34 protein-coding genes are annotated in these 23,984 nt (G+C 67.4%); all 34 read left to right on the top strand.

Going from position 1 to position 23,984, the window contains the following annotated elements; translation table 11 throughout:
- Nucleotides 1–228 precede the first annotated feature (228 nt).
- The 34 genes from ACFSOX_RS01925 to ACFSOX_RS01760 all read left to right on the top strand — a co-directional run bounded on the left by ACFSOX_RS01925 (nt 229) and on the right by ACFSOX_RS01760 (nt 23,978).
- A complete protein-coding gene (locus ACFSOX_RS01925) occupies nt 229–1,908 on the top strand; it encodes an alpha-amylase family glycosyl hydrolase (protein WP_378476085.1) in 1,680 nt (559 codons plus the stop codon).
- 472 nt (nt 1,909–2,380) lie between these two features.
- Entirely contained in the window at nt 2,381–2,752 is a 372-nt protein-coding gene (gene rpsL / locus ACFSOX_RS01920; RefSeq protein WP_008385443.1) for a 30S ribosomal protein S12, read from the top strand.
- 18 nt (nt 2,753–2,770) lie between these two features.
- The gene (gene rpsG / locus ACFSOX_RS01915) at nt 2,771–3,241 is read left to right on the top strand and encodes a 30S ribosomal protein S7 (RefSeq protein ID WP_272777757.1); all 471 of its coding nucleotides are present in this window, start codon (nt 2,771–2,773) and stop codon (nt 3,239–3,241) included.
- Nucleotides 3,242–3,279: 38 nt separating this feature from the next.
- Nucleotides 3,280–5,352, top strand: a complete 2,073-nt coding sequence (gene fusA / locus ACFSOX_RS01910; RefSeq protein WP_378476084.1) for an elongation factor G — start codon at nt 3,280–3,282, stop codon at nt 5,350–5,352.
- 64 nt (nt 5,353–5,416) lie between these two features.
- On the top strand, nt 5,417–6,607 hold the full coding sequence (tuf, locus tag ACFSOX_RS01905; RefSeq protein ID WP_111355890.1) for an elongation factor Tu: 1,191 nt from the start codon (nt 5,417–5,419) through the stop codon (nt 6,605–6,607).
- A gap of 109 nt (nt 6,608–6,716) precedes the next feature.
- Complete coding sequence (gene rpsJ, locus ACFSOX_RS01900) at nt 6,717–7,025, top strand: 30S ribosomal protein S10 (RefSeq protein ID WP_008385434.1); 309 nt, start codon at nt 6,717–6,719, stop codon at nt 7,023–7,025.
- Nucleotides 7,026–7,062: 37 nt separating this feature from the next.
- Nucleotides 7,063–7,815, top strand: coding sequence for a 50S ribosomal protein L3 (rplC, locus tag ACFSOX_RS01895; RefSeq protein WP_378476083.1), 753 nt, complete (start codon nt 7,063–7,065; stop codon nt 7,813–7,815).
- A 1-nt stretch (nt 7,816) separates the two neighbouring features.
- Nucleotides 7,817–8,437 (top strand): 50S ribosomal protein L4, encoded by a 621-nt coding sequence (rplD, locus tag ACFSOX_RS01890; RefSeq protein WP_378476082.1) that lies wholly within the window; start codon nt 7,817–7,819, stop codon nt 8,435–8,437.
- Complete coding sequence (locus tag ACFSOX_RS01885; RefSeq protein ID WP_378476081.1) at nt 8,434–8,733, top strand: 50S ribosomal protein L23; 300 nt, start codon at nt 8,434–8,436, stop codon at nt 8,731–8,733. Before rplD ends, ACFSOX_RS01885 begins: the two co-directional genes overlap by 4 nt.
- Nucleotides 8,734–8,743: 10 nt before the next feature.
- Nucleotides 8,744–9,580, top strand: coding sequence for a 50S ribosomal protein L2 (gene rplB / locus ACFSOX_RS01880; RefSeq protein ID WP_378476080.1), 837 nt, complete (start codon nt 8,744–8,746; stop codon nt 9,578–9,580).
- A gap of 11 nt (nt 9,581–9,591) precedes the next feature.
- Complete coding sequence (gene rpsS, locus ACFSOX_RS01875) at nt 9,592–9,870, top strand: 30S ribosomal protein S19 (RefSeq protein WP_111355882.1); 279 nt, start codon at nt 9,592–9,594, stop codon at nt 9,868–9,870.
- Nucleotides 9,871–9,886: 16 nt separating this feature from the next.
- Nucleotides 9,887–10,270, top strand: coding sequence for a 50S ribosomal protein L22 (rplV, locus tag ACFSOX_RS01870; protein WP_378476079.1), 384 nt, complete (start codon nt 9,887–9,889; stop codon nt 10,268–10,270).
- A gap of 10 nt (nt 10,271–10,280) precedes the next feature.
- Nucleotides 10,281–10,991, top strand: a complete 711-nt coding sequence (rpsC, locus tag ACFSOX_RS01865) for a 30S ribosomal protein S3 (protein WP_378476078.1) — start codon at nt 10,281–10,283, stop codon at nt 10,989–10,991.
- Nucleotides 10,992–11,029: 38 nt separating this feature from the next.
- A complete protein-coding gene (gene rplP, locus ACFSOX_RS01860) occupies nt 11,030–11,443 on the top strand; it encodes a 50S ribosomal protein L16 (RefSeq protein ID WP_378476077.1) in 414 nt (137 codons plus the stop codon).
- Nucleotides 11,444–11,457: 14 nt separating this feature from the next.
- Nucleotides 11,458–11,664: a 50S ribosomal protein L29 gene (rpmC, locus tag ACFSOX_RS01855; protein ID WP_378476076.1), complete on the top strand. Its 207-nt coding sequence runs from the start codon at nt 11,458–11,460 to the stop codon at nt 11,662–11,664.
- Between the two features lie 11 nt (nt 11,665–11,675).
- Complete coding sequence (gene rpsQ / locus ACFSOX_RS01850; protein WP_111355873.1) at nt 11,676–11,921, top strand: 30S ribosomal protein S17; 246 nt, start codon at nt 11,676–11,678, stop codon at nt 11,919–11,921.
- Between the two features lie 39 nt (nt 11,922–11,960).
- Nucleotides 11,961–12,329: a 50S ribosomal protein L14 gene (gene rplN, locus ACFSOX_RS01845; protein ID WP_111355871.1), complete on the top strand. Its 369-nt coding sequence runs from the start codon at nt 11,961–11,963 to the stop codon at nt 12,327–12,329.
- Entirely contained in the window at nt 12,329–12,646 is a 318-nt protein-coding gene (gene rplX, locus ACFSOX_RS01840; protein WP_111355869.1) for a 50S ribosomal protein L24, read from the top strand. Before rplN ends, rplX begins: the two co-directional genes overlap by 1 nt.
- Complete coding sequence (gene rplE / locus ACFSOX_RS01835; protein ID WP_378476075.1) at nt 12,639–13,349, top strand: 50S ribosomal protein L5; 711 nt, start codon at nt 12,639–12,641, stop codon at nt 13,347–13,349. Before rplX ends, rplE begins: the two co-directional genes overlap by 8 nt.
- 44 nt (nt 13,350–13,393) lie before the next feature.
- Nucleotides 13,394–13,699 (top strand): 30S ribosomal protein S14, encoded by a 306-nt coding sequence (rpsN, locus tag ACFSOX_RS01830; RefSeq protein ID WP_111355866.1) that lies wholly within the window; start codon nt 13,394–13,396, stop codon nt 13,697–13,699.
- 13 nt (nt 13,700–13,712) lie between these two features.
- Nucleotides 13,713–14,105: a 30S ribosomal protein S8 gene (rpsH, locus tag ACFSOX_RS01825; RefSeq protein WP_378476074.1), complete on the top strand. Its 393-nt coding sequence runs from the start codon at nt 13,713–13,715 to the stop codon at nt 14,103–14,105.
- Nucleotides 14,106–14,116: 11 nt separating this feature from the next.
- Entirely contained in the window at nt 14,117–14,650 is a 534-nt protein-coding gene (rplF, locus tag ACFSOX_RS01820) for a 50S ribosomal protein L6 (RefSeq protein ID WP_378476073.1), read from the top strand.
- An 11-nt stretch (nt 14,651–14,661) separates the two neighbouring features.
- Nucleotides 14,662–15,024: a 50S ribosomal protein L18 gene (rplR, locus tag ACFSOX_RS01815; protein ID WP_378476072.1), complete on the top strand. Its 363-nt coding sequence runs from the start codon at nt 14,662–14,664 to the stop codon at nt 15,022–15,024.
- Between the two features lie 39 nt (nt 15,025–15,063).
- A complete protein-coding gene (gene rpsE, locus ACFSOX_RS01810) occupies nt 15,064–15,618 on the top strand; it encodes a 30S ribosomal protein S5 (RefSeq protein ID WP_111355859.1) in 555 nt (184 codons plus the stop codon).
- 17 nt (nt 15,619–15,635) lie between these two features.
- Nucleotides 15,636–15,827 carry a 50S ribosomal protein L30 gene (gene rpmD, locus ACFSOX_RS01805; protein ID WP_378476071.1) on the top strand — a complete coding sequence of 64 codons (192 nt, stop codon included), beginning with the start codon at nt 15,636–15,638 and terminating at the stop codon, nt 15,825–15,827.
- A gap of 94 nt (nt 15,828–15,921) precedes the next feature.
- A complete protein-coding gene (rplO, locus tag ACFSOX_RS01800) occupies nt 15,922–16,428 on the top strand; it encodes a 50S ribosomal protein L15 (RefSeq protein ID WP_378476070.1) in 507 nt (168 codons plus the stop codon).
- 62 nt (nt 16,429–16,490) lie between these two features.
- Complete coding sequence (gene secY / locus ACFSOX_RS01795; RefSeq protein ID WP_378476069.1) at nt 16,491–17,822, top strand: preprotein translocase subunit SecY; 1,332 nt, start codon at nt 16,491–16,493, stop codon at nt 17,820–17,822.
- The gene (locus tag ACFSOX_RS01790) at nt 17,819–18,439 is read left to right on the top strand and encodes an adenylate kinase (protein ID WP_378476068.1); all 621 of its coding nucleotides are present in this window, start codon (nt 17,819–17,821) and stop codon (nt 18,437–18,439) included. Before secY ends, ACFSOX_RS01790 begins: the two co-directional genes overlap by 4 nt.
- A gap of 245 nt (nt 18,440–18,684) precedes the next feature.
- Nucleotides 18,685–19,053, top strand: a complete 369-nt coding sequence (gene rpsM / locus ACFSOX_RS01785; protein WP_111355851.1) for a 30S ribosomal protein S13 — start codon at nt 18,685–18,687, stop codon at nt 19,051–19,053.
- 69 nt (nt 19,054–19,122) lie between these two features.
- Nucleotides 19,123–19,512 (top strand): 30S ribosomal protein S11, encoded by a 390-nt coding sequence (gene rpsK, locus ACFSOX_RS01780; RefSeq protein WP_111355850.1) that lies wholly within the window; start codon nt 19,123–19,125, stop codon nt 19,510–19,512.
- 102 nt (nt 19,513–19,614) lie between these two features.
- Nucleotides 19,615–20,652, top strand: coding sequence for a DNA-directed RNA polymerase subunit alpha (locus ACFSOX_RS01775; RefSeq protein WP_111355848.1), 1,038 nt, complete (start codon nt 19,615–19,617; stop codon nt 20,650–20,652).
- Between the two features lie 181 nt (nt 20,653–20,833).
- Nucleotides 20,834–21,253: a 50S ribosomal protein L17 gene (rplQ, locus tag ACFSOX_RS01770; protein WP_378476067.1), complete on the top strand. Its 420-nt coding sequence runs from the start codon at nt 20,834–20,836 to the stop codon at nt 21,251–21,253.
- 224 nt (nt 21,254–21,477) lie between these two features.
- Nucleotides 21,478–22,332, top strand: a complete 855-nt coding sequence (locus tag ACFSOX_RS01765; protein ID WP_378476066.1) for a c-type cytochrome — start codon at nt 21,478–21,480, stop codon at nt 22,330–22,332.
- A gap of 245 nt (nt 22,333–22,577) precedes the next feature.
- Nucleotides 22,578–23,978 carry a Do family serine endopeptidase gene (locus ACFSOX_RS01760; protein ID WP_378476065.1) on the top strand — a complete coding sequence of 467 codons (1,401 nt, stop codon included), beginning with the start codon at nt 22,578–22,580 and terminating at the stop codon, nt 23,976–23,978.
- Nucleotides 23,979–23,984: the final 6 nt, after the last annotated feature.

The following is a 23,984-nucleotide window of genomic DNA, read 5'->3' as shown; positions in this document are numbered from 1 at the left end:
TCCTCACGGAACGGCCCGACGATACTCGCTCTCGCTGTTACAAGGGTGGGCAAAGGCGCGGAACGCGCCGTGCCGACGCGGTCCACTCAACGCTGGAGTTTCGGTGGAGCCGACAGCGTGGGTACGGCGCGCCTGGGGCGCGCCTTTGCCCACCCTATGAAACTGTGCTGCTCTGCAAAAATGCGGCGAACCGGGGGGCCCCGGGCGCGTTCGTCTAGCGGTATGCCGATGGACGAAGAGGGGGCCGCCATGGACGCGCCGGCCGAACGCACCACATCCGACGACAAGCGAGCCGAGAACGGCTTCGGGCGGCCGGCGCCGTGGTGGCAGACCGGCATCCTCTACCAGATCTATCCGCGTTCGTTTCAAGACTCGAACGGCGACGGGATCGGCGATCTCGCCGGCATTCTGCGGCGCCTGCCGCACCTGGTCGAACTCGGCGTCGACGCCCTGTGGCTGTCGCCGATCTTCCCGTCGCCGATGGCGGACTTCGGCTACGACATCTCCGATTACACCGACATCGATCCGATCTTCGGCACGCTCGCGGACTTCGACGGACTGCTCGAGGCCGCCCATGCGCGCGGCCTCAAGGTGCTGCTCGACCTGGTGCCGAACCACACCTCGGATCGGCACCCGTGGTTCGAGGAGAGCCGGTCGTCCCGGGACGACCCGAAGCGCGACTGGTACATCTGGCGCGATCCCGCTCCCGACGGCGGGCCGCCGACCAACTGGCTGTCGGAGTTCGGCGGCAGCGCCTGGGAGTACGACGCGGCGACCGGCCAGTACTACTACCACGCCTTCCTAAAGGCCCAGCCCGACCTCAACTGGCGCAACCCGGCGGTGCGCGAGGCCGTCCACGACGTCATGCGGTTCTGGCTGAGGCGCGGCGTCGACGGCTTTCGGGTCGACGTGATCTGGCACCTGATCAAGGACGACGCCTTCCGCGACAACCCGCCGAACCCGGACTGGCGGCCGGGGCGCCCGCCGGTCGAATCGGTCGTGCCGCTCTACACCACCGACCGCCCCGAGGTGCACGACGTGATCGCCGGGATGCGCCGGGTGGTCGAGGAGTTCGATGAGCGGGTGCTGATCGGCGAGATCTACCTGCCGATCGAGCGGCTGGTCGCGTATTACGGGACGGACCTGTCGGGCGCCCATCTGCCGTTCAATTTCGCGCTACTGAACGCGCCCTGGGAGGCGCGCCGAATCGCCCAGCTCGTCGAGCAGTACGAGGCCTCGCTGCCGACCGGCGGGTGGCCGAACTGGGTGCTCGGGAATCACGATCGTCCGCGCGTCGGCAGCCGAATCGGCCGCGAGCAGCGCCGCGTCGCCGCCATGCTACTGCTCACGCTGCGCGGGACGCCGACGATCTATTACGGCGAGGAGATCGGGATGGTCGACGTCGCCGTCCCGCCGGACCGGGTGCGCGACCCCTACGAGAAGAACGTGCCGGGACTCGGTGTCGGCCGCGACGGCTGCCGCACCCCGATGCAGTGGGAGAAGGGCGCGGCGGCCGGGTTCTCGCAGGCCGAGCCGTGGCTCCCCACGGCCCTCGATTCGGACGTGGAAAACGTCGAGAATCAACGCGATGACGCCGGTTCCTTGTACCATCTCTACCGCCGGCTGATCGCCCTGCGTCGGCGCCGGCCGGTGCTCACCCGCGGTGGCTACGAGCCGATCGCGGCGAGCGGCGATCTGCTCGTTTTTGTCCGCTCGCTCGATCGGGACCGCATCATGGTCGCGCTCAATCTCGGTGCCGAACCGGTCAGCCTGACGGTGCGGGGCGCCGTTTCGAACGGTCGAATCCTGATCTCGTCGGAGGGCGATCGTGACGGCGAGGACGTCTCGGGCGAAATATACTTGCGCAGCCACGAAGGCGCCGTCGTCGGGCTCGATCCAGCCCCGTGACGGGGTGGTCCGGTGCGGCGCCGGGCGGGGAAAATCCTCGCAGCCGTGAAGCCGTTGGCGCTTGACTTCACCCGGTGCGGCCGTTAAAACCCGCCCACTTTTCGGCAGGCGGTGAGCTTCGCTGATCGGAACGGCTCGTCTCGCGAATACGAATTCGGCGCCCTTTAGGTCCGGCTTCGCGGTGAGACACCTCAGCCTCGACGATTGACGCTCAAACGCTGCCGCTGACACACGACTGTCAGTCCTGGGTACACGACCGCGAGGCGGTGACGCCGCGCGGTCCTCTGTCGATGGGGCGCCAATCCCCTCCAGCGGGGCTTGGCGCAGGTTGCGTTTGCGCGCGAGCGCGGACGTGAACGTTTCGGCGCGGGCGGGCGCATCCCGGAAACGGGGGCCTGTAAGGCGGGGAAACCCGCGATCTCGGGAAAAACCCGCTGGGCGGGGACACCCGCAGGGAGACTGAAGGCGAGCGATGCCGACGATCAATCAGCTCATCCGTAATCCGCGAGTCCCGCAGCGGGCGCGCAAGAAGGTGCCGGCCCTCCAGCAGAGCCCGCAGAAGCGCGGCGTCTGCACGCGCGTCTACACGACGACGCCGAAGAAGCCGAACTCGGCGCTCCGCAAGGTCGCCAAGGTGCGCCTCACCAACGGGTTCGAGGTGATCGGCTACATTCCGGGCGAGGGCCACAATCTGCAGGAGCACTCGGTCGTGATGATCCGCGGCGGCCGCGTGAAGGATCTGCCGGGCGTGCGCTACCACATCCTGCGCGGCGTGCTCGACACCCAGGGCGTCAAGAACCGCAAGCAGCGCCGGTCGAAGTACGGCGCGAAGCGGCCGAAGTAAGAATCGGGAGAACACGACATGTCTCGTCGTCACCGTGCAGACAAGCGCGAAATCCTCCCGGATCCGAAGTTCGGGAACGTCGTCGTCACCAAGTTCATGAACTCGATCATGTATGCCGGCAAGAAGTCGGCCGCGGAGGCGATCGTCTACGGCGCTTTCGACATCATCGAGGGCAAGACCAAGACGAACCCGCTCTCGGTGTTCCAGTCGGCGCTCGACAACGTGATGCCGGCCATCGAGGTGCGCTCGCGGCGCGTCGGCGGCGCCACCTACCAGGTGCCGGTCGAGGTCCGCACGGACCGGCGCCAGGCGCTCGGCATCCGCTGGCTGATCTCGGCGGCGCGCGACCGCAACGAGAAGACCATGACGGAGCGGCTCTCGGCCGAGCTGCTCGACGCCTCCAACAACCGCGGCAACGCGGTGAAGAAGCGCGAGGACACGCACCGCATGGCGGAAGCGAACCGCGCGTTCTCGCACTACCGCTGGTGATGCGGGCGAAGCTCGAGAGACATTGAAGGAGATCCCCCGTGGCGCGCCAGCATCCGATCGAGGACTACCGCAATTTCGGCATCATGGCCCACATCGATGCCGGCAAGACGACGACCACGGAGCGGATCCTCTACTACACCGGGAAGAGCCACAAGATCGGCGAGGTCCATGAGGGCGCCGCCACCATGGACTGGATGGAGCAGGAGCAGGAGCGCGGCATCACGATCACGTCGGCCGCGACGACCGCCTTCTGGCGGGGCAAGCGCCTGAACATCATCGACACGCCCGGGCACGTCGACTTCACCATCGAGGTGGAGCGGAGCTTGCGCGTGCTCGACGGCGCCGTGTGCGTGCTCGACTCCAACCAGGGCGTCGAGCCGCAGACCGAGACGGTGTGGCGCCAGGGCGACAAGTACAAGGTTCCGCGGATCGTCTTCGCCAACAAGATGGACAAGATCGGGGCCGACTTCTTCAAGTGCCTCGACGACATCAAGACCCGCCTCGGCGCCAAGCCGGTGGCGATCCAGCTGCCGATCGGTGCCGAGAGCCAGTTCAAGGGCGTCATCGACCTGATCCGCATGGTCGCGGTCGTGTGGGACGACGAGACGCTCGGCGCCAGCTACCAGGACGTCGAGATTCCGGCCGACCTGCTCGACCAGGCCAAAGAATACCGGGAGATGATGATCGAGGCCGCCGTCGAGCTCGACGACGAGGTGATGACCGCCTACCTCGAGGGCAACGAGCCCGACGAGGCGACGCTGCGCAGCCTGATCCGCAAGGCGGTGATCTCCGGCGCCTTCTATCCGGTGCTGTGCGGCTCGGCCTTCAAGAACAAGGGCGTGCAGCCGCTGCTCGACGCCGTCGTCGACTTCCTGCCGTCGCCGATCGACGTGCCGGCCATCAAGGGGCTCGATCCCAAGGGCAACGAGGTGGTGCGTCCGCCCGAGGACGGCCAGCCGCTGGCCGCGCTCGCCTTCAAGATCATGGACGACCCCTTCGTCGGCACCATCACGTTCTGCCGCATCTACTCGGGCATCCTCCAGTCGGGCACCGGCGTCGTGAATTCGACGCGCGAGCGCAAGGAGCGCATCGGCCGCATGCTGCTGATGCACGCCAACAACCGCGAGGACATCAAGGAAGCCTATGCGGGCGACATCGTCGCGCTGGCCGGCCTGAAGGAGGCTCGCACCGGCGACACGCTGTGCGATCCGAACAACCAGGTGATCCTCGAGAAGATGGAGTTCCCGGACCCCGTCATCGAGATCGCGATCGAGCCGAAGTCGAAGGCCGACCAGGAGAAGCTCGGCGTCGCGCTGGCCAAGCTCGCGGCCGAGGATCCGTCCTTCCGCGTGTCGACCGACACCGAATCCGGCCAGACCATCCTCAAGGGGATGGGCGAGCTGCATCTCGACATCAAGGTCGACATCCTCAAGCGCACCTACAAGGTCGAGGCCAACATCGGCGCGCCGCAGGTGGCCTATCGCGAGAAGGTCACCAAGCCGGTCACGATCGAGTACGTGCACAAGAAGCAGACCGGCGGCTCCGGCCAGTTCGCCGGCGTGAAGATCCAGGTCGAGCCGACCGAGCCGGGCTCCGGCTTCACGTTCGAGAACGCGATCATCGGCGGCGCGGTGCCCAAGGAGTACATCCCGGGCGTCGAGAAGGGCCTCAACTCGGTCCTCGGCTCCGGCGTGCTCGCCGGCTTCCCGGTGGTCGACCTCAAGGTGTCGCTCATCGACGGCAAGTTCCACGACGTCGACTCGTCGGCGCTCGCGTTCGAGATCGCGTCGCGCGCCGCGCTGCGCGAAGCCCTGCAGAAGGGCGGGTCGGTGCTGCTCGAGCCGATCATGAAGGTCGAGGTCGTGACGCCCGAGGAATACACGGGCTCGGTCATCGGGGATCTCAATTCCCGCCGCGGCCAGATCCAGGGCCAGGACATGCGTGGCAACGCCAACGTCGTGAACGCGATGGTGCCGCTCGCCAACATGTTCGGCTACGTCAACACCCTGCGGTCGATGTCGCAGGGACGCGCCACGTTCACCATGCAGTTCGACCACTACGAGCAGGTTCCGAACAACGTGGCTCAGGAGGTCCAGGCCAAGTTCGCCTGAGTGCGACCGGCCTGACCACCACGACCGCAACGACAGAGACGACCAGAGGCAACGGAGAGTCCCGATGGCCAAAGAGAAGTTCGAACGTAACAAGCCCCACTGCAACATCGGCACGATCGGGCACGTCGATCACGGCAAGACGACGCTGACGGCCGCGATCACGAAGGTTCTCGCCGAGACGGGCGGCGCGACGTTCACGGCTTACGACCAGATCGACAAGGCTCCGGAAGAGAAGGCGCGCGGCATCACCATCTCGACCGCGCACGTCGAGTACCAGACGCAGAAGCGCCACTACGCGCACGTCGACTGCCCCGGGCACGCCGACTACGTGAAGAACATGATCACGGGCGCGGCCCAGATGGACGGCGCGATCCTGGTCGTGTCGGCCGCCGACGGCCCGATGCCGCAGACCCGCGAGCACATCCTGCTCGCCCGCCAGGTCGGCGTGCCGGCCCTGGTCGTGTTCATGAACAAGGTCGACATGGTCGACGATCCGGAGCTGCTCGAGCTCGTCGAGCTTGAGGTTCGCGAGCTCCTCTCCAAGTACAACTTCCCGGGCGACAAGATCCCGATCATCAAGGGCTCGGCCCTGATGGCGCTCGAGGGCAAGGACGAGAAGCTCGGCAAGAACGCGATCCTGGAGCTGATGGCGGCGGTCGACGACTACATCCCGCAGCCGGATCGTCCGAAGGACCAACCCTTCCTGATGCCGGTCGAGGACGTGTTCTCGATCTCCGGCCGCGGCACCGTGGTGACCGGCCGTATCGAGCGCGGCGTCGTGAAGGTCGGCGAGGAAGTCGAGATCGTCGGCATCAAGCCGACCGTCAAGACCACGGTCACCGGCGTCGAGATGTTCCGCAAGCTGCTCGACCAGGGCGAGGCGGGCGACAACGTCGGCTGCCTGCTGCGCGGCACCAAGCGCGAGGACGTCGAGCGCGGCCAGGTGCTGTGCAAGCCGGGCTCGGTGAAGCCGCACACCAAGTTCAAGGCCGAGGCTTACATCCTCACCAAGGAGGAGGGCGGTCGCCACACGCCGTTCTTCACCAACTACCGCCCGCAGTTCTACTTCCGCACCACCGACGTGACCGGCGTCGTGCATCTGCCGGAAGGCACCGAGATGGTGATGCCGGGCGACAACATCGCCATGACGGTCGAGCTCATCGTGCCGATCGCCATGGAGGAGAAGCTGCGCTTCGCCATCCGTGAGGGTGGCCGCACGGTCGGCGCCGGCGTCGTCGCCAGCATCATCGAGTGAGCGGCGAATAGCGAATGGAGAGTAGCGAACGGCGTTCGCTACTCGCTACTCGCTACTCACTATTCGCCCCTCGCAGTCACTCCTCGCGCCTATCGAGGCAGAGAAGACCATGAACGGCCAGAACATCAGAATTCGCCTCAAGGCGTTCGACCACCGGATTCTCGACGCCTCGACGCGCGAGATCGTGGCGACGGCCAAGAGGACGGGCGCGCAGGTTCGCGGGCCGATCCCGCTGCCGACCAAGATCGAGAAGTTCACCGTCAACCGCTCGCCGCACGTCGACAAGAAGAGCCGCGAGCAGTTCGAGATGCGTACTCACAAGCGGCTGCTCGACATCGTCGATCCGACCCCGCAGACCGTGGACGCCCTGATGAAGCTCGACCTCGCCGCCGGCGTCGACGTCGAGATCAAGCTCTAAGGCGCGGCACGGCAGAGCGCAGAAAGGGACGAGAACGATGCGTTCCGGTGTGATCGCACAGAAGGTCGGGATGACCCGCGTCTACACGGACGGGGGCGAGCACGTGCCCGTCACGGTGCTCCGGCTGGCCAATTGCCAGGTCGTCGCCCACCGCACCAAGGACAAGAACGGCTACGTCGCCATGCAGCTCGGCTCGGGTGTCCGCAAGCCGAAGAACACGCCGAAGGCCGAGCGCGGTCACTTCGCCGTGGCGAAGGTCGAGCCGAAGCGCAAGATGGCCGAGTTCCGCGTCGGTGACGACGCGCTGATCCCGGTCGGCGCCGAGATCACGGCGGACCACTTCGTGGTCGGCCAGTTCGTCGACGTGACCGGCACCTCGACCGGCAAGGGCTTCGCCGGCCCGATGAAGCGGTGGAACTTCGGCGGCCTGCGCGCCACGCACGGCGTGTCGATCTCGCATCGTTCGCACGGTTCGACCGGCGGCCGGCAGGATCCGGGCAAGACCTTCAAGAACAAGAAGATGGCGGGCCATCTCGGCGTCGAGCGGGTGACCACGCTGAACCTCAAGGTGGTTCAGACGGACGTCCTGCGCGGCCTCATTCTGGTCGAGGGCGCCGTGCCGGGCGTCAAGGGCGGCTGGATCACGGTGCGCGACGCCGTGAAGAAGTCGCTGCCGAAGGACGCCCCGCGTCCGGGCAAGTTCCGTCTGCCGACCGAGGACGGTGCGGCGAACGGCGCGGCCCCGGCCGGCGAGGCGACCGAGGCTGCGGCCCCGGGCGAGGGAGCGTAAGATGGAATTCAAGGTCACCACCCTCGACGGCGACACCGCCGGCTCGGTCGATCTGTCGGCCGAGATCTTCGGTCTCGAGCCGCGCGCCGATTTGATCCAGCGCTGCATCGTCTGGCAGCTGTCGCGCCGCCAGGCCGGCACCCACGCGGTCAAGAACCGCGCCGAGATCTGGCGGACCGGCAAGAAGATGTACAAGCAGAAGGGCACCGGCAGCGCCCGTCACGGCTCCGCCCGCGTGCCGCAGTTCCGCGGCGGCGGCCGCGCCTTCGGCCCGCAGCCGCGCAGCCATGCGATCGACCTGCCCAAGAAGGTGCGGGCGCTGGCGCTGCGCCATGCCCTCTCCGCCAAGGCGAAGGACGGCGGCATCGTCGTGCTCGACAAGGCGGCGCTCGACGACGGCAAGACGAAGACGCTCAAGGCGCGGTTCGAGAAGCTCGGGCTGGCCAACGCGCTGATCATCGACGGAGCCGAGCTCGAGTCGAAGTTCTCGCTGGCGGCCCGCAACATCCCGAACATCGACGTGCTGCCGATCCAGGGCATCAACGTCTACGACATCCTGCGTCGGAACACGCTCGTGCTGACGCGGGCCGCGGTCGATGCGCTGGAGGCGCGCTTCAAATGAGCACCCGAGACCCGCGCCACTACGACGTGATCGTCAGCCCGATCATCACCGAGAAGGCCACCGTCGCGTCCGAGCACAACCAGGTGCTCTTCAACGTCCGCAAGACCGCCACCAAGCCGCAGATCAAGGACGCGGTGGAGAAGCTCTTCGACGTCAAGGTCAAGGCCGTCAACACGCTGATCCGCAAGGGCAAGGTGCGCCGCTTCCGCGGCGTGAAGGGCGAGACCTCGGACGTCAAGAAGGCGATCGTGACCCTCGAGGAGGGGCACCGGATCGACGTGACCACCGGGCTCTGAGGAAACGGCGATGGCACTCAAGACTTACAAGCCGACCACTCCGGGCCAGCGTCAGCTCGTTCTGGTCGATCGCTCCGGCCTCTACAAGGGCAAGCCCGTCAAGGCGCTGACGGTCGGCAAGAGCTCGTCGGGCGGCCGCAACAATCTCGGCCGCACCACGGTGCGGTTCCGCGGCGGCGGCCACAAGCAGTCGCTGCGCCTCGTCGACTTCAAGCGGTCGAAGCACGACCAGCCGGCGACCGTCGAGCGGATCGAGTACGATCCGGGCCGCTCGGCCTTCATCGCGCTGATCAAGTATCAGGACGGCGAGCTCGCCTACATCCTGGCGCCGCAGCGCCTCGGTCCCGGCGACACGGTCGTCTCCGGCGAGCGGGTCGACGTGAAGCCGGGCAACGCGATGCCGCTCGCCTCGATGCCGATCGGCACGATCGTGCACAATGTCGAGCTGAAGATCGGCAAGGGCGGCCAGATCGCCCGCTCGGCCGGCACCTATGCGCAGATCGTCGGCCGCGACCGCGACTACGTCATCCTGCGCATGAACTCGTCCGAGCAGCGCCTGGTGCACGGCCGCTGCATGGCGACCGTCGGTGCGGTGTCGAACCCGGACCACATGAACACCTCGATCGGCAAGGCGGGACGGTCCCGCTGGCTCGGTCAGCGGCCGCACAACCGCGGCGTCGCGATGAACCCCGTCGATCACCCGCACGGCGGCGGCGAAGGCCGCACCTCGGGCGGCCGGCATCCGGTGTCTCCGTGGGGCTTCCCGACCAAGGGCAAGAAGACCCGCAAGAACAAGAGCACCACGAAGTTCATCGTTTCCAGCCGCCACGCGCGGAAGAAGAAGTAAGGAAGCACGAGATGGCGCGCTCCGTCTGGAAAGGCCCGTTCGTCGACGGCTATCTGCTCAAGAAGGCGGAAGCCGCCCGCTCGTCCGGCCGTCACGACGTGATCAAGATCTGGTCCCGGCGGTCGACGATTCTGCCGCAGTTCGTCGGGCTGACCTTCGGGGTCCACAACGGCCACAAGCACGTCCCCGTTCTGGTGACCGAGGAGATGGTCGGGCACAAGTTCGGCGAGTTCTCGCCGAGCCGCACGTTCCACGGCCACTCCGGCGACAAGAAAGCCAAGCGGGCGTGAGGCGAGGGAACGAGAGATGAGCAAGACAGCACGTCCCCGCAGCCTCCCGGACAACGAGGCGAAGGCGGTGGCCCGGATGCTCCGGGTCTCCCCGCAGAAGCTCAATCTGGTCGCGCAGCTCATTCGCGGCAAGAAGGTGCAGACTGCGCTTGCCGACCTCGAGTTTTCGCGCAAGCGCATCGCCCGCGACGTCCGCAAGTGCCTGCAGTCGGCGATCGCCAACGCCGAGAACAACCACGACCTCGACATCGACGATCTGATCGTGTCGCAAGCGCACGTGGGCAAGGCGCTGGTGATCAAGCGCTTCGTTCCGCGCGGCCGTGGTCGCTCGGGCAAGATTCTGAAGCCGTTCTCGCACCTGACGATCGTGGTTCGTCAGGTCGAAGCCGCCGCATCCTGAGGAGAGCCCCATGGGTCAGAAGGTCAATCCGATCGGGCTGCGCCTCGGGATCAACCGTACCTGGGATTCGCGCTGGTTCGCCGGCAAGAACGAGTACGGCAAGCTGATGCACGAGGACATGGCGATCCGGACCGAGCTGCTCAAGCAGCTCAAGCAGGCCGCCGTGTCGCGCATCGTCATCGAGCGCCCGCACCGCAAGTGCCGCGTCACCATCCACTCGGCCCGGCCGGGCGTGGTGATCGGCAAGAAGGGCGCCGACATCGAGAAGCTCCGGCGCAAGGTCGCGGCGCTGACCAACTCGGACGTCGTGCTCAACATCGTCGAGATCCGCAAGCCGGAGCTCGATGCGCAGCTCGTCGCCGAGTCGATCGCCCAGCAGCTCGAGCGTCGCGTCGCCTTCCGTCGCGCCATGAAGCGTGCCGTGCAGTCGGCGATGCGTCTCGGTGCCGAAGGCATCCGCATCAACTGCTCCGGCCGTCTCGGCGGCGCCGAGATCGCCCGCATGGAGTGGTACCGCGAGGGTCGCGTGCCGCTGCACACGCTGCGCGCCGACGTCGACTACGGCGTCGCCACGGCGTTCACCACCTACGGCACCTGCGGCGTGAAGGTGTGGATCTTCAAGGGCGAGATCCTCGAGCACGATCCGATGGCGCAGGACAAGCGCGCGGCCGAGGCCGACGCCGGCGGCGGCTCGGGCCGTCCGCGGCGCGACGCGGCGTGACGCGCGGTCGCACAAGGACATAAGAAAGGCGACGATCCATGCTGCAACCAGCGCGCACGAAGTTCCGCAAGGCGCACAAGGGCCGCATCAAAGGTGTTGCGACCAGCGGCACGACCCTGGCGTTCGGCCAGTTCGGCCTCAAGGCGATGGCGCCGGAGCGGATCACGGCCCGCCAGATCGAGGCGGCCCGCCGGGCGATGACGCGCCACATGAAGCGCGCCGGCCGGGTGTGGATCCGGATCTACCCGGACGTGCCGATCTCCAAGAAGCCGCTCGAGGTCCGAATGGGCTCGGGCAAAGGCGCGCCCGAGTACTGGGTGGCGCGCGTGAAGCCCGGCCGCATCCTGTTCGAGGTCGACGGCGTGTCGATCGAGATCGCCCGCGAGGCGCTCACGCTGGCGGCCGCCAAGCTGCCGATCAAGACTCGCTTCATCGAGCGCATCGCCGAGTAGGGAACGGACACGCCATGGCCAAGATCGAAGACTTCCGCACCATGACGGTCGATCAGCTCGACGACGAGCTTCTGAAGCTGAAGAAGGAGCAGTTCAACCTGCGCTTCCAGAAGGCGACGGGTCAGCTCGAGAACACCTCGCGGGTGCGGCAGGTCCGCCGCGACATCGCCCGGATCAAGACGGTGGCGCAGGCGAAGCGCGCAGCCGCCGGTACGAAGTAAGGAGAACGACGATGCCGAAGCGCATGCTGCAGGGTGTCGTGGTGGGCGACAAGCAGGACAAGACCGTCATCGTGCGGGTGGAGCGTCGCTTCACGCACCCGGTGATGAAGAAGACCGTCCGGCGCTCCAAGAAGTACCACGCGCACGACGAGACCAACCAGTACGCCGTGGGCGACACCGTGTGGATCGAGGAGCATCGTCCGATCTCCAAGCTGAAGCGGTGGTCGGTCGTCCAGGGCGAGAAGCGCGCGAAGTAAGGCCGCGCGCTCCATAACGAAAGAACAAGGCGGCTCATCATGATCCAGATGCAGACCAATCTCGATGTGGCGGACAATTCCGGCGCGCGCCGCGTCATGTGCATCAAGGTGCTGGGCGGCTCGAAGCGCAAGTACGCGACCATCGGGGACGTCATCGTGGTGTCCGTGAAGGAGGCGATCCCGCGCGGCCGCGTGAAGAAGGGCGACGTCATGAAGGCGGTCGTCGTCCGTGTGGCGAAGGACATCCGTCGTGCCGACGGCTCGGCCATCCGGTTCGACCGGAACGCGGCCGTCCTGATCAATGCCCAGATGGAGCCGGTCGGCACCCGCATCTTCGGACCGGTGCCGCGCGAGCTCCGCGCCAAGAACCACATGAAGATCATTTCGCTCGCCCCGGAGGTTCTGTGATGGCTGCGAAGATCCGCAAGGGCGACAAGGTCGTCGTTCTCACCGGACGCGACAAGGGCCGCACCGGCGAGGTGATCGAGGTCCGTCCGACCGAGAACCGTGCGCTCGTGCGCGGCGTCAACATGGTCAAGCGGCACCAGCGCCAGTCCGCTCAGCAGGAGGGCGGCATCATCTCCAAGGAGGCGCCCGTGCACCTCTCCAACCTGGCGGTCGCCGATCCGAAGGACGGCAAGCCGACCCGCATCGGATTCAAGATTCTGGCGGACGGCAAGAAGGTCCGTTTCGCGAAGCGTTCGGGAGCCGAGATCAATGGCTGAGGACAAGAAGGACGCCAAGAAGGGCGCCAAGCCGGACGCGAAGGGCGCCAAGGGCGCGCATCCGGCCGCTCCGAATCCGAAGGCCGAGAAGGCCGCCGCCAAGGCCGCCAAGAGCGCCGCCCCGAAGGCGGCCGCGGCCGGCGAGGTCGAGGCGTCGAAGGGCCCGTCGCGTCTGCGGGTTCAGTACGACCAGGTGGTCAAGAAGAAGCTGACCGAGCAGTTCGCCTACAAGAACCAGTTCGAGGTTCCGAAGATCACCAAGATCGTGATCAACATGGGCGTCGGCGAGGGCGTGGCGGACCGCAAGAAGGTCGAGCAGGCGGCCGCCGATCTGGCGTTGATCTCGGGCCAGCGCCCGGTCATCACCAAGGCGCGCAAGTCGATCGCCACCTTCAAGGTCCGCGAGGGGCAGGCGATCGGCTGCAAGGTCACGCTGCGCAAGGATCGGATGTACGAGTTCGTCGACCGGCTCATCAACATCGCGCTGCCGCGCGTGCGGGATTTCCGCGGGCTCAATCCGAAGAGCTTCGACGGCGGCGGCAACTACACGCTCGGGGTGAAGGAGCACATCATCTTCCCCGAGATCGACTACGACAAGGTCGCCGAGGTGTGGGGCATGGACATCACGGTCTGCACCACGGCGCGCAGCGACGCGGAGGGCCGCGCCCTCCTGGCCGCTTTCAATTTCCCGTTCCGGCAGTGAGACGGACCGACAGCCCGTCTCAGACGCGGAGTTAGGAGCATCGAATGGCGAAGAAGAGCTCTGTCGAGAAGAACGAGCACCGGCGCAAGCTCGTCGCCCAGCAGGCGGCGAAGCGGGCCCGGCTGAAGGCCGAGGCCAACGACAAGGACAAGCCGATGGAGGAGCGCTTCGCCGCGACCCTGAAGCTCGCCGAGATGCCGCGCAACGGCTCGAAGACCCGCATCCGCAACCGTTGCGAGGTGACGGGGCGCCCGCGTGCCTATTATCGCAAGCTGAAGATGAGCCGCATCGCGCTGCGCGAGCTCGGTTCCAAGGGCCTGATCCCGGGCCTCCTCAAGTCGAGCTGGTGAGGAGGGCGTCGCCATGAACGATCCGATCGGCGATATGATCACCCGCATCCGCAACGCCCAGATGCGCGCCAAGTCGAAGGTGTCGACCCCCGGCTCGAAGCTGCGCGCGAGCGTGCTCGAGGTTCTCAAGAGCGAGGGCTACATCCGCGACTTCTCGACCACCGAGCACGCCGACGGGCGGACCGAGTTCGAGATCGAGCTGAAGTATTTCGACGGCACCCCGGTGATCCGCGAGATCGCCCGCGTGTCGAAGCCCGGCCGCCGCGTCTACGCCTCCGTCAAGGCGCTGCCGCGGATCAACAACGGCCTCGGTGTCGCCATCGTGTCGACCCCGAAGGGCGTCATGGCCGACCACGCCGCGCGCGACGCGAACGTGGGCGGCGAGATTCTCTGCACCGTGTTCTAAAGGGAGCCGGCATGTCTCGCATCGGCAAGAAGGCGGTGCCGGTCCCCTCCGGAGTGACCGCCAATATCGAAGGCCAGACCGTCAAGGCCAAGGGCCCGAAGGGGGCCCTCCAGCTCGTGCTTCCCGACGAGATCGTCGTGACGATGGAGCAGGGGTCCGTGAAGGTCGATCCGCGCAACGAGACCAAGCGGGCGCGCTCCATGTGGGGCACCTCGCGCACGCTCGTCTCGAACATGTTCACGGGCGTGAGCAAGGGCTTCGAGCAGAAGCTCGAGATCGTCGGCGTCGGCTATCGCGCCGCCGTGCAGGGCAAGAACCTGCAGATCGCCCTCGGCTTCAGCCACGACGTGCTCTATCCGATCCCGGACGGGATCGCGATCGCGACGCCGAAGCCGACCGAGGTCGTGATCAGCGGCATCGACAAGCAGAAGGTCGGGCAGGTGGCGGCCGAGATCCGCGCCTATCGGCCGCCGGAGCCCTACAAGGGCAAGGGCGTCAAGTACGCCGGCGAATACATCTTCCGCAAGGAAGGCAAGAAGAAATAGCGGAGCGCACGATGTCCAGGCTCAATATCAAGACGGCGCGGCGCACCAGCCGCGTCCGCCGGGCCATCAAGGCGGCGGCCGGCGACCGGCTGCGGCTTTCGGTGTTCCGTTCGTCCCAGCATATTTACGCGCAGGTCATCGACGACCTGAAAGGCGTGACCGTGGCGTCCGCCTCGACGCTGGAGAAGGATCTCCGGTCGAGCCTCAAGACCGGGGCCGACAAGGACGCCGCCAAGGTGGTGGGCAAGCTCGTCGCGGAGCGGGCCGTCGCCAAGGGCGTCAAGGACGTGGTCTTCGATCGCGGCGGCTACATCTATCACGGCCGCGTCAAGGCGCTGGCCGACGGCGCCCGCGAGGGCGGGCTGAATTTCTAAGGGCGATGACGGGCGATCGCCCGAGGGAGACGGTTTCACATGGCTCGTGAGCACGGACGCGACCGCGAGGAGCGGGACAGCGAGTTCACCGACAAGCTCGTCCACATCAATCGCGTCGCCAAGGTGGTGAAGGGCGGCCGGCGCTTCGGCTTCGCGGCGCTGGTCGTGGTCGGTGACCAGAAGGGCCGGGTCGGCTTCGGCCACGGCAAGGCCCGCGAGGTGCCGGAGGCGATCCGCAAGGCGACCGACGCGGCCAAGCGCGGCCTCATCCGGGTGCCGTTGCGCGAGGGCCGGACCCTGCACCACGACGTGGCCGGTCGCCACGGCGCCGGCAAGGTGTTCCTGCGTGCCGCGCCTGCGGGCACCGGCATCATCGCGGGCGGCCCGATGCGCGCCGTCTTCGAGACGCTCGGCATGCAGGACGTGGTGGCCAAGTCGCTCGGCTCGTCGAACCCGTACAACATGGTGCGGGCGACCTTCGACGCGCTCAAGCACCAGGACTCGCCGCGCTCCGTCGCCGCCCGGCGCAACATCAAGGTCTCGGCCCTGCAGTCGCGTCGCCGCGAGGGCGCCGACGAGACCGTCACCGACTGACGGCCGGGAGAACCAGCATGGCGAGCGAAACCAAGACCATCAAGGTCGAACAGACCGGCAGCCCGATCCGCCGCCGGCACGACCAGCGCGAGACGCTGATCGGCCTCGGCCTCAATCGGATCGGCCGGGTGTCCGAGCTCGAGGACACCCCGTCGGTGCGCGGCATGATCAACAAGGTCCACCACCTGGTCCGGGTGGTCGAAGAGTGAGTTCGGTCGCGGCCGGGGCGCGTCCCCGGCCGGTCCGGCCGCCCGATGCGGGCGCCGCACGACTTGCGCGACCCCGAAGACTTGAGGAATCGTCATGAAGCTCAACGAGATCGCCGACAAGGCCGGGGCCCGCAAGTCGCGCATGCGCGTCGGTCGCGGCATCGGCTCCGGCAAGGGCAAGACCGGCGGCCGCGGCGGCAAGGGCCAGACCGCGCGCACCGGCGTCGCCATCAAGGGGTTCGAGGGCGGCCAGATGCCGCTGCATCGGCGCCTGCCGAAGCGCGGCTTCAACAACATCTTCGCGCTCGACCTGAACGAGGTGAATCTCGGCCGGGTCCAGCTCGCCGTCGACAAGGGCCGGCTCGACGCGGCCGCCGTGGTCGACGTCGCCGCGCTGGTGAAGGCCGGTGTGCTGCGGCGCGCCCGTGACGGCGTCCGGCTGCTCGGCAACGGCGCCGACACGCTCACCGCGAAGCTCCAGTTCGAGGTCCACGGTGCCACGGCCTCGGCGGTCGCGGCGGTCGAGAAGCTCGGCGGCACCGTCAAGGTGCTGGCGCCGCGCCAAGGGGCCGCTGAATCGACGGGCGAACAGGCCGGCTGATCCCCATATAGCGGGACACGCCGGCCGGTCGCACCGGCAAGGGCGGCAACCGGAGCCTCGACATGGTTTCTGCAGCAGAGCAACTCGCGGCGAACATCAACTTCTCGGCCTTCGCCAAGGCCGAGGAGCTCAAGAAGCGTATCTGGTTCACGCTCGGGGCGCTGCTCGTCTACCGGCTCGGCACCTACATCCCGCTGCCCGGCATCGATCCGGGGCAGTGGGAGCAGATCTTCCGCACCCAGGCGGGCGGCATCCTGGGCATGTTCAACATGTTCGCGGGCGGCGGCATCCACCGGATGGCGATCTTCGCGCTGAACATCATGCCGTACATCTCGGCCTCGATCATCGTCCAGCTCCTGACGACGGTCTCGCCGACGCTCGAGAACCTGAAGAAGGAAGGCGAGCAGGGCCGCAAGGTCATCAACCAGTACACTCGCTACCTCACCGTGATCCTGTCGGTCTTCCAGGCCTACGGCATCTCGGTCGGCCTCGAGGGCGCGGGCTCGGTGGTCACCGATCCGGGCTGGTTCTTCCGCATCTCGACGGTGATCACGCTCACCGGCGGCACCATGTTCCTGATGTGGCTCGGCGAGCAGATCACGGCGCGCGGCATCGGCAACGGCATCTCGCTGATCATCATGGCCGGCATCGTCGCCGAGCTGCCCGGCGCGCTCGTCGGCATGTTCGAGCTCGGGCGTCAGGGTGCCATGTCGACGGGCGTGATCCTCCTGATCATGGTCATGTCGGTCGTCGTGATCGGCTTCATCGTCTTCATGGAGCGGGCCCAGCGCCGGCTGCTGATCCAGTACCCGAAGCGTCAGATCGGCAACCGCATGTTCGAGGGGCAGACCTCGCATCTGCCGCTCAAGCTCAACACCTCGGGCGTCATTCCGCCGATCTTCGCCTCGTCGCTGCTGCTGTTGCCGACCACGGTCGCCAACCTGAACGCGGGGCAGGGGCCGGAGTGGCTGAACATCATCACCACCCAGCTCGGCCACGGTCGTCCGCTGTTCCTCGTGCTGTATATCGGGCTGATCGTCTTCTTCGCCTTCTTCTACACGGCGATCGTGTTCAACCCGACCGAGACGGCCGAGAACCTGAAGAAGCACGGCGGCTTCATCCCGGGCATTCGCCCCGGCGAGCGCACCGCCGAGTACATCGACCACGTCCTGTCGCGCATCACCGTGGTCGGCGCCGCCTATCTGTCGGTCGTCTGCCTGATCCCGGAGATCCTGATCTCCTACGCCTCGGTGCCCTTCTACTTCGGTGGCACCTCGCTCCTGATCGTGGTCAGCGTCACCATGGACACGGTCGCCCAGATCCAGGGCTATCTGCTGGCTCACCAGTACGAAGGCCTGATCAAGAAATCCAAGCTGAGAGGTCGACGTCGATGAGACTGATCCTTCTCGGACCGCCGGGCGCCGGCAAGGGCACCCAAGCCCAGCACCTCGTCGAGGCGTGGAAGATCGTCCAACTCTCGACCGGGGACATGCTGCGCGCCGCCGTCAAGGCGGGCACCCCGGTCGGCCTCAAGGCCAAGGACATCATGGCCCGGGGCGACCTGGTGCCGGACGAGGTGGTGGTCGCCATCGTGGCGGACCGGATCGCCGAGCCCGACGCCGCCAACGGCTTCATACTTGACGGTTTCCCGCGGACCGTTCCGCAGGCCGAGGCGCTGGAGACGATGCTGGCCGAGAAGGGCCTTCAGCTCGACGCCGTGGTCGAGCTGAAGGTCGACGAGAAGGCGCTGCTCGACCGGGTCGAGAAGCGGGTTCGCGAGATGACGGCGCGCGGCGAGCCGCTGCGGGCCGACGACAATGCCGACGCCCTCAAGACCCGGCTGGAGGCTTATCGGTCCCAGACGGCGCCGCTCGCGGCGTATTACGAGGGCAAGGGCAAGCTGCGAACGATCGACGGCATGGCGCCCATCGCGGACGTCAGCAAGGCGATCGACGCGGTGCTGAAGACGGCGGCCGGGGACAGCCGATCCACCCCGGCGGCGGTACGATAGGGCGGGCCGGACGGTCCGGTCCCGGCGGCGGCCGGGCCGGCAGCGTCCGGACACGCGCCGGTTGGCGCGCAGTGGTTGACGGGTTCCGCAGGAATCCTTACATACTGCGTTCCCAGTCGGAAGAACTCATGGACGGCGCCGCGCCCCGGAGGTCGGGGAATGGCGTCGTTTTCGCGCTTATCGGCGGCGCGTGACCGAATCGGAACACACCGGCCGGTGAGCCGGGGGAAGAAGGAGCTGCGGCCTTGGCCCGTATCGCTGGCGTCAATATTCCGACCAACAAGCGCGTGCTGATTGGTCTGCAGTACATCCACGGGATCGGGCCGGCGAAGGCCCAGGAGATCATCGAGAAGGTCGGGATCCCGGTCGAGCGCCGGGTGTCGCAGCTGACCGACAACGAGGTTCTGCAGATCCGCGAGGTGATCGACCGCGACTACCTCGTCGAGGGCGATCTGCGGCGCGAGGTCTCGATGAACATCAAGCGGCTGATGGATCTCGGCTGCTATCGCGGCCTGCGCCATCGGCGCGGCCTGCCGGTGCGCGGCCAGCGCACCCACACCAATGCGCGGACCCGCAAGGGCCCGGCGAAGCCGATCGCCGGCAAGAAGAAGTAAGCGGGACCGTAGGTCTTCAGGGATACTTGACGGGCCGGGCGTCGAGGCCGGGCCGCAGAAGGATCGACAATGGGAAAAGAAGCCACGCGCGTCCGCCGTCGCGAGCGCAAGAACATCGCCTCGGGCGTCGCGCATGTGAACGCCTCGTTCAACAACACGATGATCACCATCACGGATGCCCAGGGCAACGCGATCGCGTGGTCGTCGGCCGGCACGATGGGCTTCAAGGGCTCGCGCAAATCGACCCCCTACGCGGCTCAGATCGCCGCCGAGGACTGCGCCCGCAAGGCCCAGGAGCACGGCATGCGCACCCTCGAGGTCGAGGTCGCCGGTCCCGGCTCGGGCCGCGAGTCGGCGCTCCGTGCGCTGCAGTCGGCGGGCTTCACGATCACCTCGATCCGCGACGTGACGCCGATCCCGCACAACGGCTGCCGGCCGCGCAAGCGACGTCGCGTCTGACATTTCGAACGCTCCGGCGGACCGATTGCGGTCCGCCGCCGCCTTTTTCGTCCCGCGGGCGGAGCGGGACGCGCGGCGTAGATGCCCCCGCGCCACCTACCGATGGGTGATGACGTGACAATTCAGAAGAACTGGCAAGAGCTGATCCGGCCGAACAAGCTGCAGGTCACCCCGGGCGCCGATCCCAAGCGCCTCGCGACCGTCGTCGCCGAGCCGCTCGAGCGCGGTTTCGGCCTCACTCTCGGCAACGCGCTGCGCCGCATCCTGCTGTCCTCGCTGCAGGGCGCGAGCGTGCAATCCGTGCACATCGACGGCGTCCTGCACGAGTTCTCCTCGATCGCCGGCGTGCGCGAGGACGTCACCGACATCGTGCTGAACATCAAGGACATCGCCATCAAGATGCAGGGCGAAGGCCCGAAGCGCATGGTGGTGAAGAAGCAGGGGCCGTCGGTCGTCACGGCCGGCGACATCCAGACCGTCGGCGACGTGGTGATCCTGAACCCCGAGCTGATCCTGTGCCATCTCGACGAGGGCGCCGAGATCCGCATGGAGTTCACGGTCAACACCGGCAAGGGCTACGTCCCGGCCGAGCGCAACCGCCCCGAGGACGCGCCGATCGGCCTGATCCCGGTCGACAGCCTCTACTCGCCGGTCAAGAAGGTCTCCTACAAGGTCGAGAACACCCGCGAGGGCCAGATTCTCGACTACGACAAGCTCACTCTGTCGATCGAGACCAACGGCGCCGTGACGCCCGAGGACGCGCTCGCCTACGCGGCCCGCATCCTGCAGGACCAGCTCAACGTCTTCGTCAACTTCGAGGAGCCGAAGCGGGCCGAGCAGCCGATGCTGCTGGCCGACGACCTCGGCGGCATCCCGCCGGCCTTCCTCAAGAAGGTCGACGAGCTCGAGCTCTCGGTGCGTTCGGCCAACTGCCTGAAGAACGACAACATCGTCTACATCGGCGATCTCGTTCAGAAGACCGAGGCGGAGATGCTCCGCACGCCCAACTTCGGGCGCAAGTCGCTCAACGAGATCAAGGAGGTGCTGGCGCAGATGGGCCTGCATCTCGGTATGGAAGTGCCCGGTTGGCCGCCCGAGAACATCGAGGAGCTCGCCAAGCGCTTCGAGGACCACTACTGAGTGGCTTTTCACCTCTCCCCTGTGGGGAGAGGTCGGACCGCGAAGCGGTCCGGGTGAGGGGGATCCGGCGTCGAAATCCGTCGAGGCCCGTCCCCCCTCACGCTAGCCCTCTCCCCGCAGGGGAGAGGGGATATCTCTGAATTCTGGGCCGGTCGAACGGGCCCAAATAGAGGATACGACCATGCGCCACGGCTCCGCCCACCGGAAGCTCAACCGCACCTCCGAGCATCGGCGCGCCATGTTCGCCAACATGGCGGCGGCGCTGATCAAGCACGAGCAGATCGTCACGACGCTGCCGAAGGCGAAGGATCTGCGTCCGATCGTCGAGAAGCTCGTCACGCTCGGCAAGCGCGGCGACCTCCACGCCCGCCGCCAGGCGATCGCCGAGCTGCGCGACGTCGCGATGGTGAAGAAGCTCTTCGACGTCCTCGGCCCGCGCTACAAGGACCGTCAGGGTGGCTACACCCGCGTCCTCAAGGCCGGCTTCCGCTACGGCGATTCGGCCCCGGTCGCCGTCATCGAGTTCGTCGACCGCGACGTCACGGCGAAGGGCAAGGACTCCGGCCCGACCGCCGAGGCGAGCGAAGCCGAAGCGGCCTGATCATTTTCAAAAGGCGCGGGTCGTCGCGCCTTTCGCCTGGACGAACGGACGCGCCCGGACCTTTGTCCGCGGCGCGTTTTTTCATGCAGGCGCGGTGCGGCGCGCCTTGCTTGGCCTCCGGTTCGCACGGCGGGCCGGAAAGGCATGGACGAACCGTCGCCGATCGCCGAACCTCCCTGCCATGAGCCACGCCAATCGATCATAACGGCAAGGGGAGATCCGCGATGCTCGGACGACAGACGGTGCTCGGGGGGCTGGCCGTCGCCGCGATGGTGGCCGGGACCGCCGGGGCCGCGGCGCAGACCGCCGTCGAGCGCGGCGCCTACCTCGTCAACACGGTGATGACCTGCCACAACTGCCACACGCCGATGGGGGCGAACGGCCCCGACCTGGGGCGGGCCTTCTCGGGCGGCACGCCGGTCTTCGACACGCCGGCCTTTCGGGTGCGCGGCTCGAACATCACCCCGGACAAGCAGAACGGCATCGGCACCTGGAGCGAGGCCGAGATCGAGACGGCGCTGCGCCGGGGTGTGCGGCCGAACGGCGTCCCGCTCGCGCCGCCGATGCCGACCGGCTTCTACGGTGTCCTGACGCCGGCCGACGGCAAGGCGATCGCCGTCTATCTCAAGAGCTTGAAGGCGTCGCCCAACAAGGTCGAGGCCCCCGTCTACAACGCGCCTTTCGAGCGCGAGGTGTTGCCGGGCGCGAACAAGCCGGCCGATCCGGCGAGCTTTTCCGACAAGGTGAAGCTCGGCGAGTACCTCGTCACCATCGGCCACTGCATGGAGTGCCACACGCCGCGGATCGACGGGAAGCTCGACGTCTCCGCGATCGGCGCCGGCCGGCAGGAGTTCGCCGGGCCATGGGGCACGTCGATCGCGCGCAACATCACGTCGCATCCGCAGAAAGGCCTCGCCGCGTGGAGCGACGACGAGATCAAGCGGGCCATCACGCAAGGCGTGTCGCGCGACGGCGCGAAGCTCAAGCCGCCGATGGGCTACGGCTTCTACGCCCGGATGACGCCTGGCGACCTCGACGCCATGGTCGCCTATCTGCGCACCCTGCCGCCGCGGGAGTGAAGGCCGCGTGCTCCGGATGCCGCGTGCCGCGGACAAGGGGTGACAGCCCGCGGGCCTGACGCGTCCGGAGCCGGGGCCGAGGGGCGGCACGACGAGGACATCGCGCTCGTCACCCTGGATCCCGCCTTCCGCTGCGTCGCACCGCGTCCGCAACACGGAGCGGCCCCCGGCGGAGCCGTCGCGGCCCTTCATTTGAGCGGTTCGAGGCTCTATGGTTCGCGGAATTTCGACTTGGGAGTCGCACCATGCCGTCCATCCTGCGTTCGGGTCTCGGATCGCTCGCCGTCGTTCTCGCCGTGCTGGCGGCCGGGCCGGCGGCCGCCCAGGAGGGGCGCGTCCCGACCTCCGTGCAGGAGATGAAGCTCTCCTTCGCCTCGGTGGTGAAGCGGGTGACCCCGGCGGTCGTCAACGTCTACGCGGCCCGCGTGGTCGAGAACCGTCACCCGCTGATGGACGACCCCGTGTTCCGCCGTTTCTTCGGCGGGCGGCCGCAGGAGCAGGTCCAACGCTCGCTCGGCTCCGGCGTCATCGTCGACCCGAGCGGCCTCGTGATGACCAACAATCACGTCATCGAGAACATGGACCAGGTGAAGGTCTCGCTCGCCGACAAGCGCGAGTTCGAGGCCGAGATCGTGTTGAAGGACGCGCGCTCCGATCTCGCGGTGCTGCGTCTGAAGGAGGTCGCCGAGAAATTCCCGGCGATCCCGCTCGGCGACTCCGACGCGCTCGCGGTGGGTGATCTGGTGCTCGCCATCGGCAACCCCTTCGGCGTCGGCCAGACCGTGACGCACGGCATCGTCTCGGCCGTCGCCCGCACCCAGGTCGGTATCACCGACTATCAGTTCTTCATCCAGACCGACGCCGCGATCAATCCCGGCAACTCCGGCGGCGCGCTCGTCGATCTCTCCGGCAAGCTGATCGGCATCAACACCGCGATCTTCTCGCGCTCGGGCGGCTCGCAGGGCATCGGCTTCGCGATCCCCGCCAACATGGTGAAGGTGGTGCTCGCCTCGGCCCAGCACGGCTCGAGCGTGGTGCGCCGGCCGTGGCTCGGCGCCAAGCTGCAGGCCGTCACGGCCGAGATCTCCGAGGCCTTCGGGCTCAAGCGGCCGTCCGGCGCGCTGGTCGGTACCGTCGTCGCCAAGAGCCCGGCGGAACGCGCGGGGCTTCGCACCGGTGACCTGATCGTCGCCATCGACGGCATCGAGGTCGAAGACCCCAACGCCTTCGACTACCGCTTCGCCATGAAGGCCGCGGGCGGCCAAGCCCAGGTCGGCGTGCTGCGCAGCGGCCGCGAGATCCGTGTCGCGATCCCGCTCGAGACGGTGCCGGACGGGCCGCGCGACGCGCGCCCGATCCGGTCGCGGTCGCCGTTCCAGGGCATCACGGCCGCCAACCTGTCGCCGGCGCTCGCCGAGGAGCTGAGGCTCGACGTCACGCTGCAGGGCTGCGCCGTGGTCGAGGTGCAGGAGAACTCCACGGCCCGCGGTCTCGGCTTCCGCAAGGGCGACGTGGTGATCGCTATCAACGGCGAGAAGATCGTGACGAGCCGTGATCTCGAGCGCGCCGCCGGCCAGCAGAACCGCCTCTGGCGCATCACCATCCTGCGCGAGGGCAAGCCGCTCTCGGTGGTGTTCGGCGGGTGATGTGGG

This window comes from Rhodoplanes azumiensis (genome assembly GCF_042682915.1).
GTDB lineage: Bacteria > Pseudomonadota > Alphaproteobacteria > Rhizobiales > Xanthobacteraceae > Rhodoplanes > Rhodoplanes azumiensis.
This window is presented reverse-complemented; position numbering and strand designations above follow the sequence as displayed.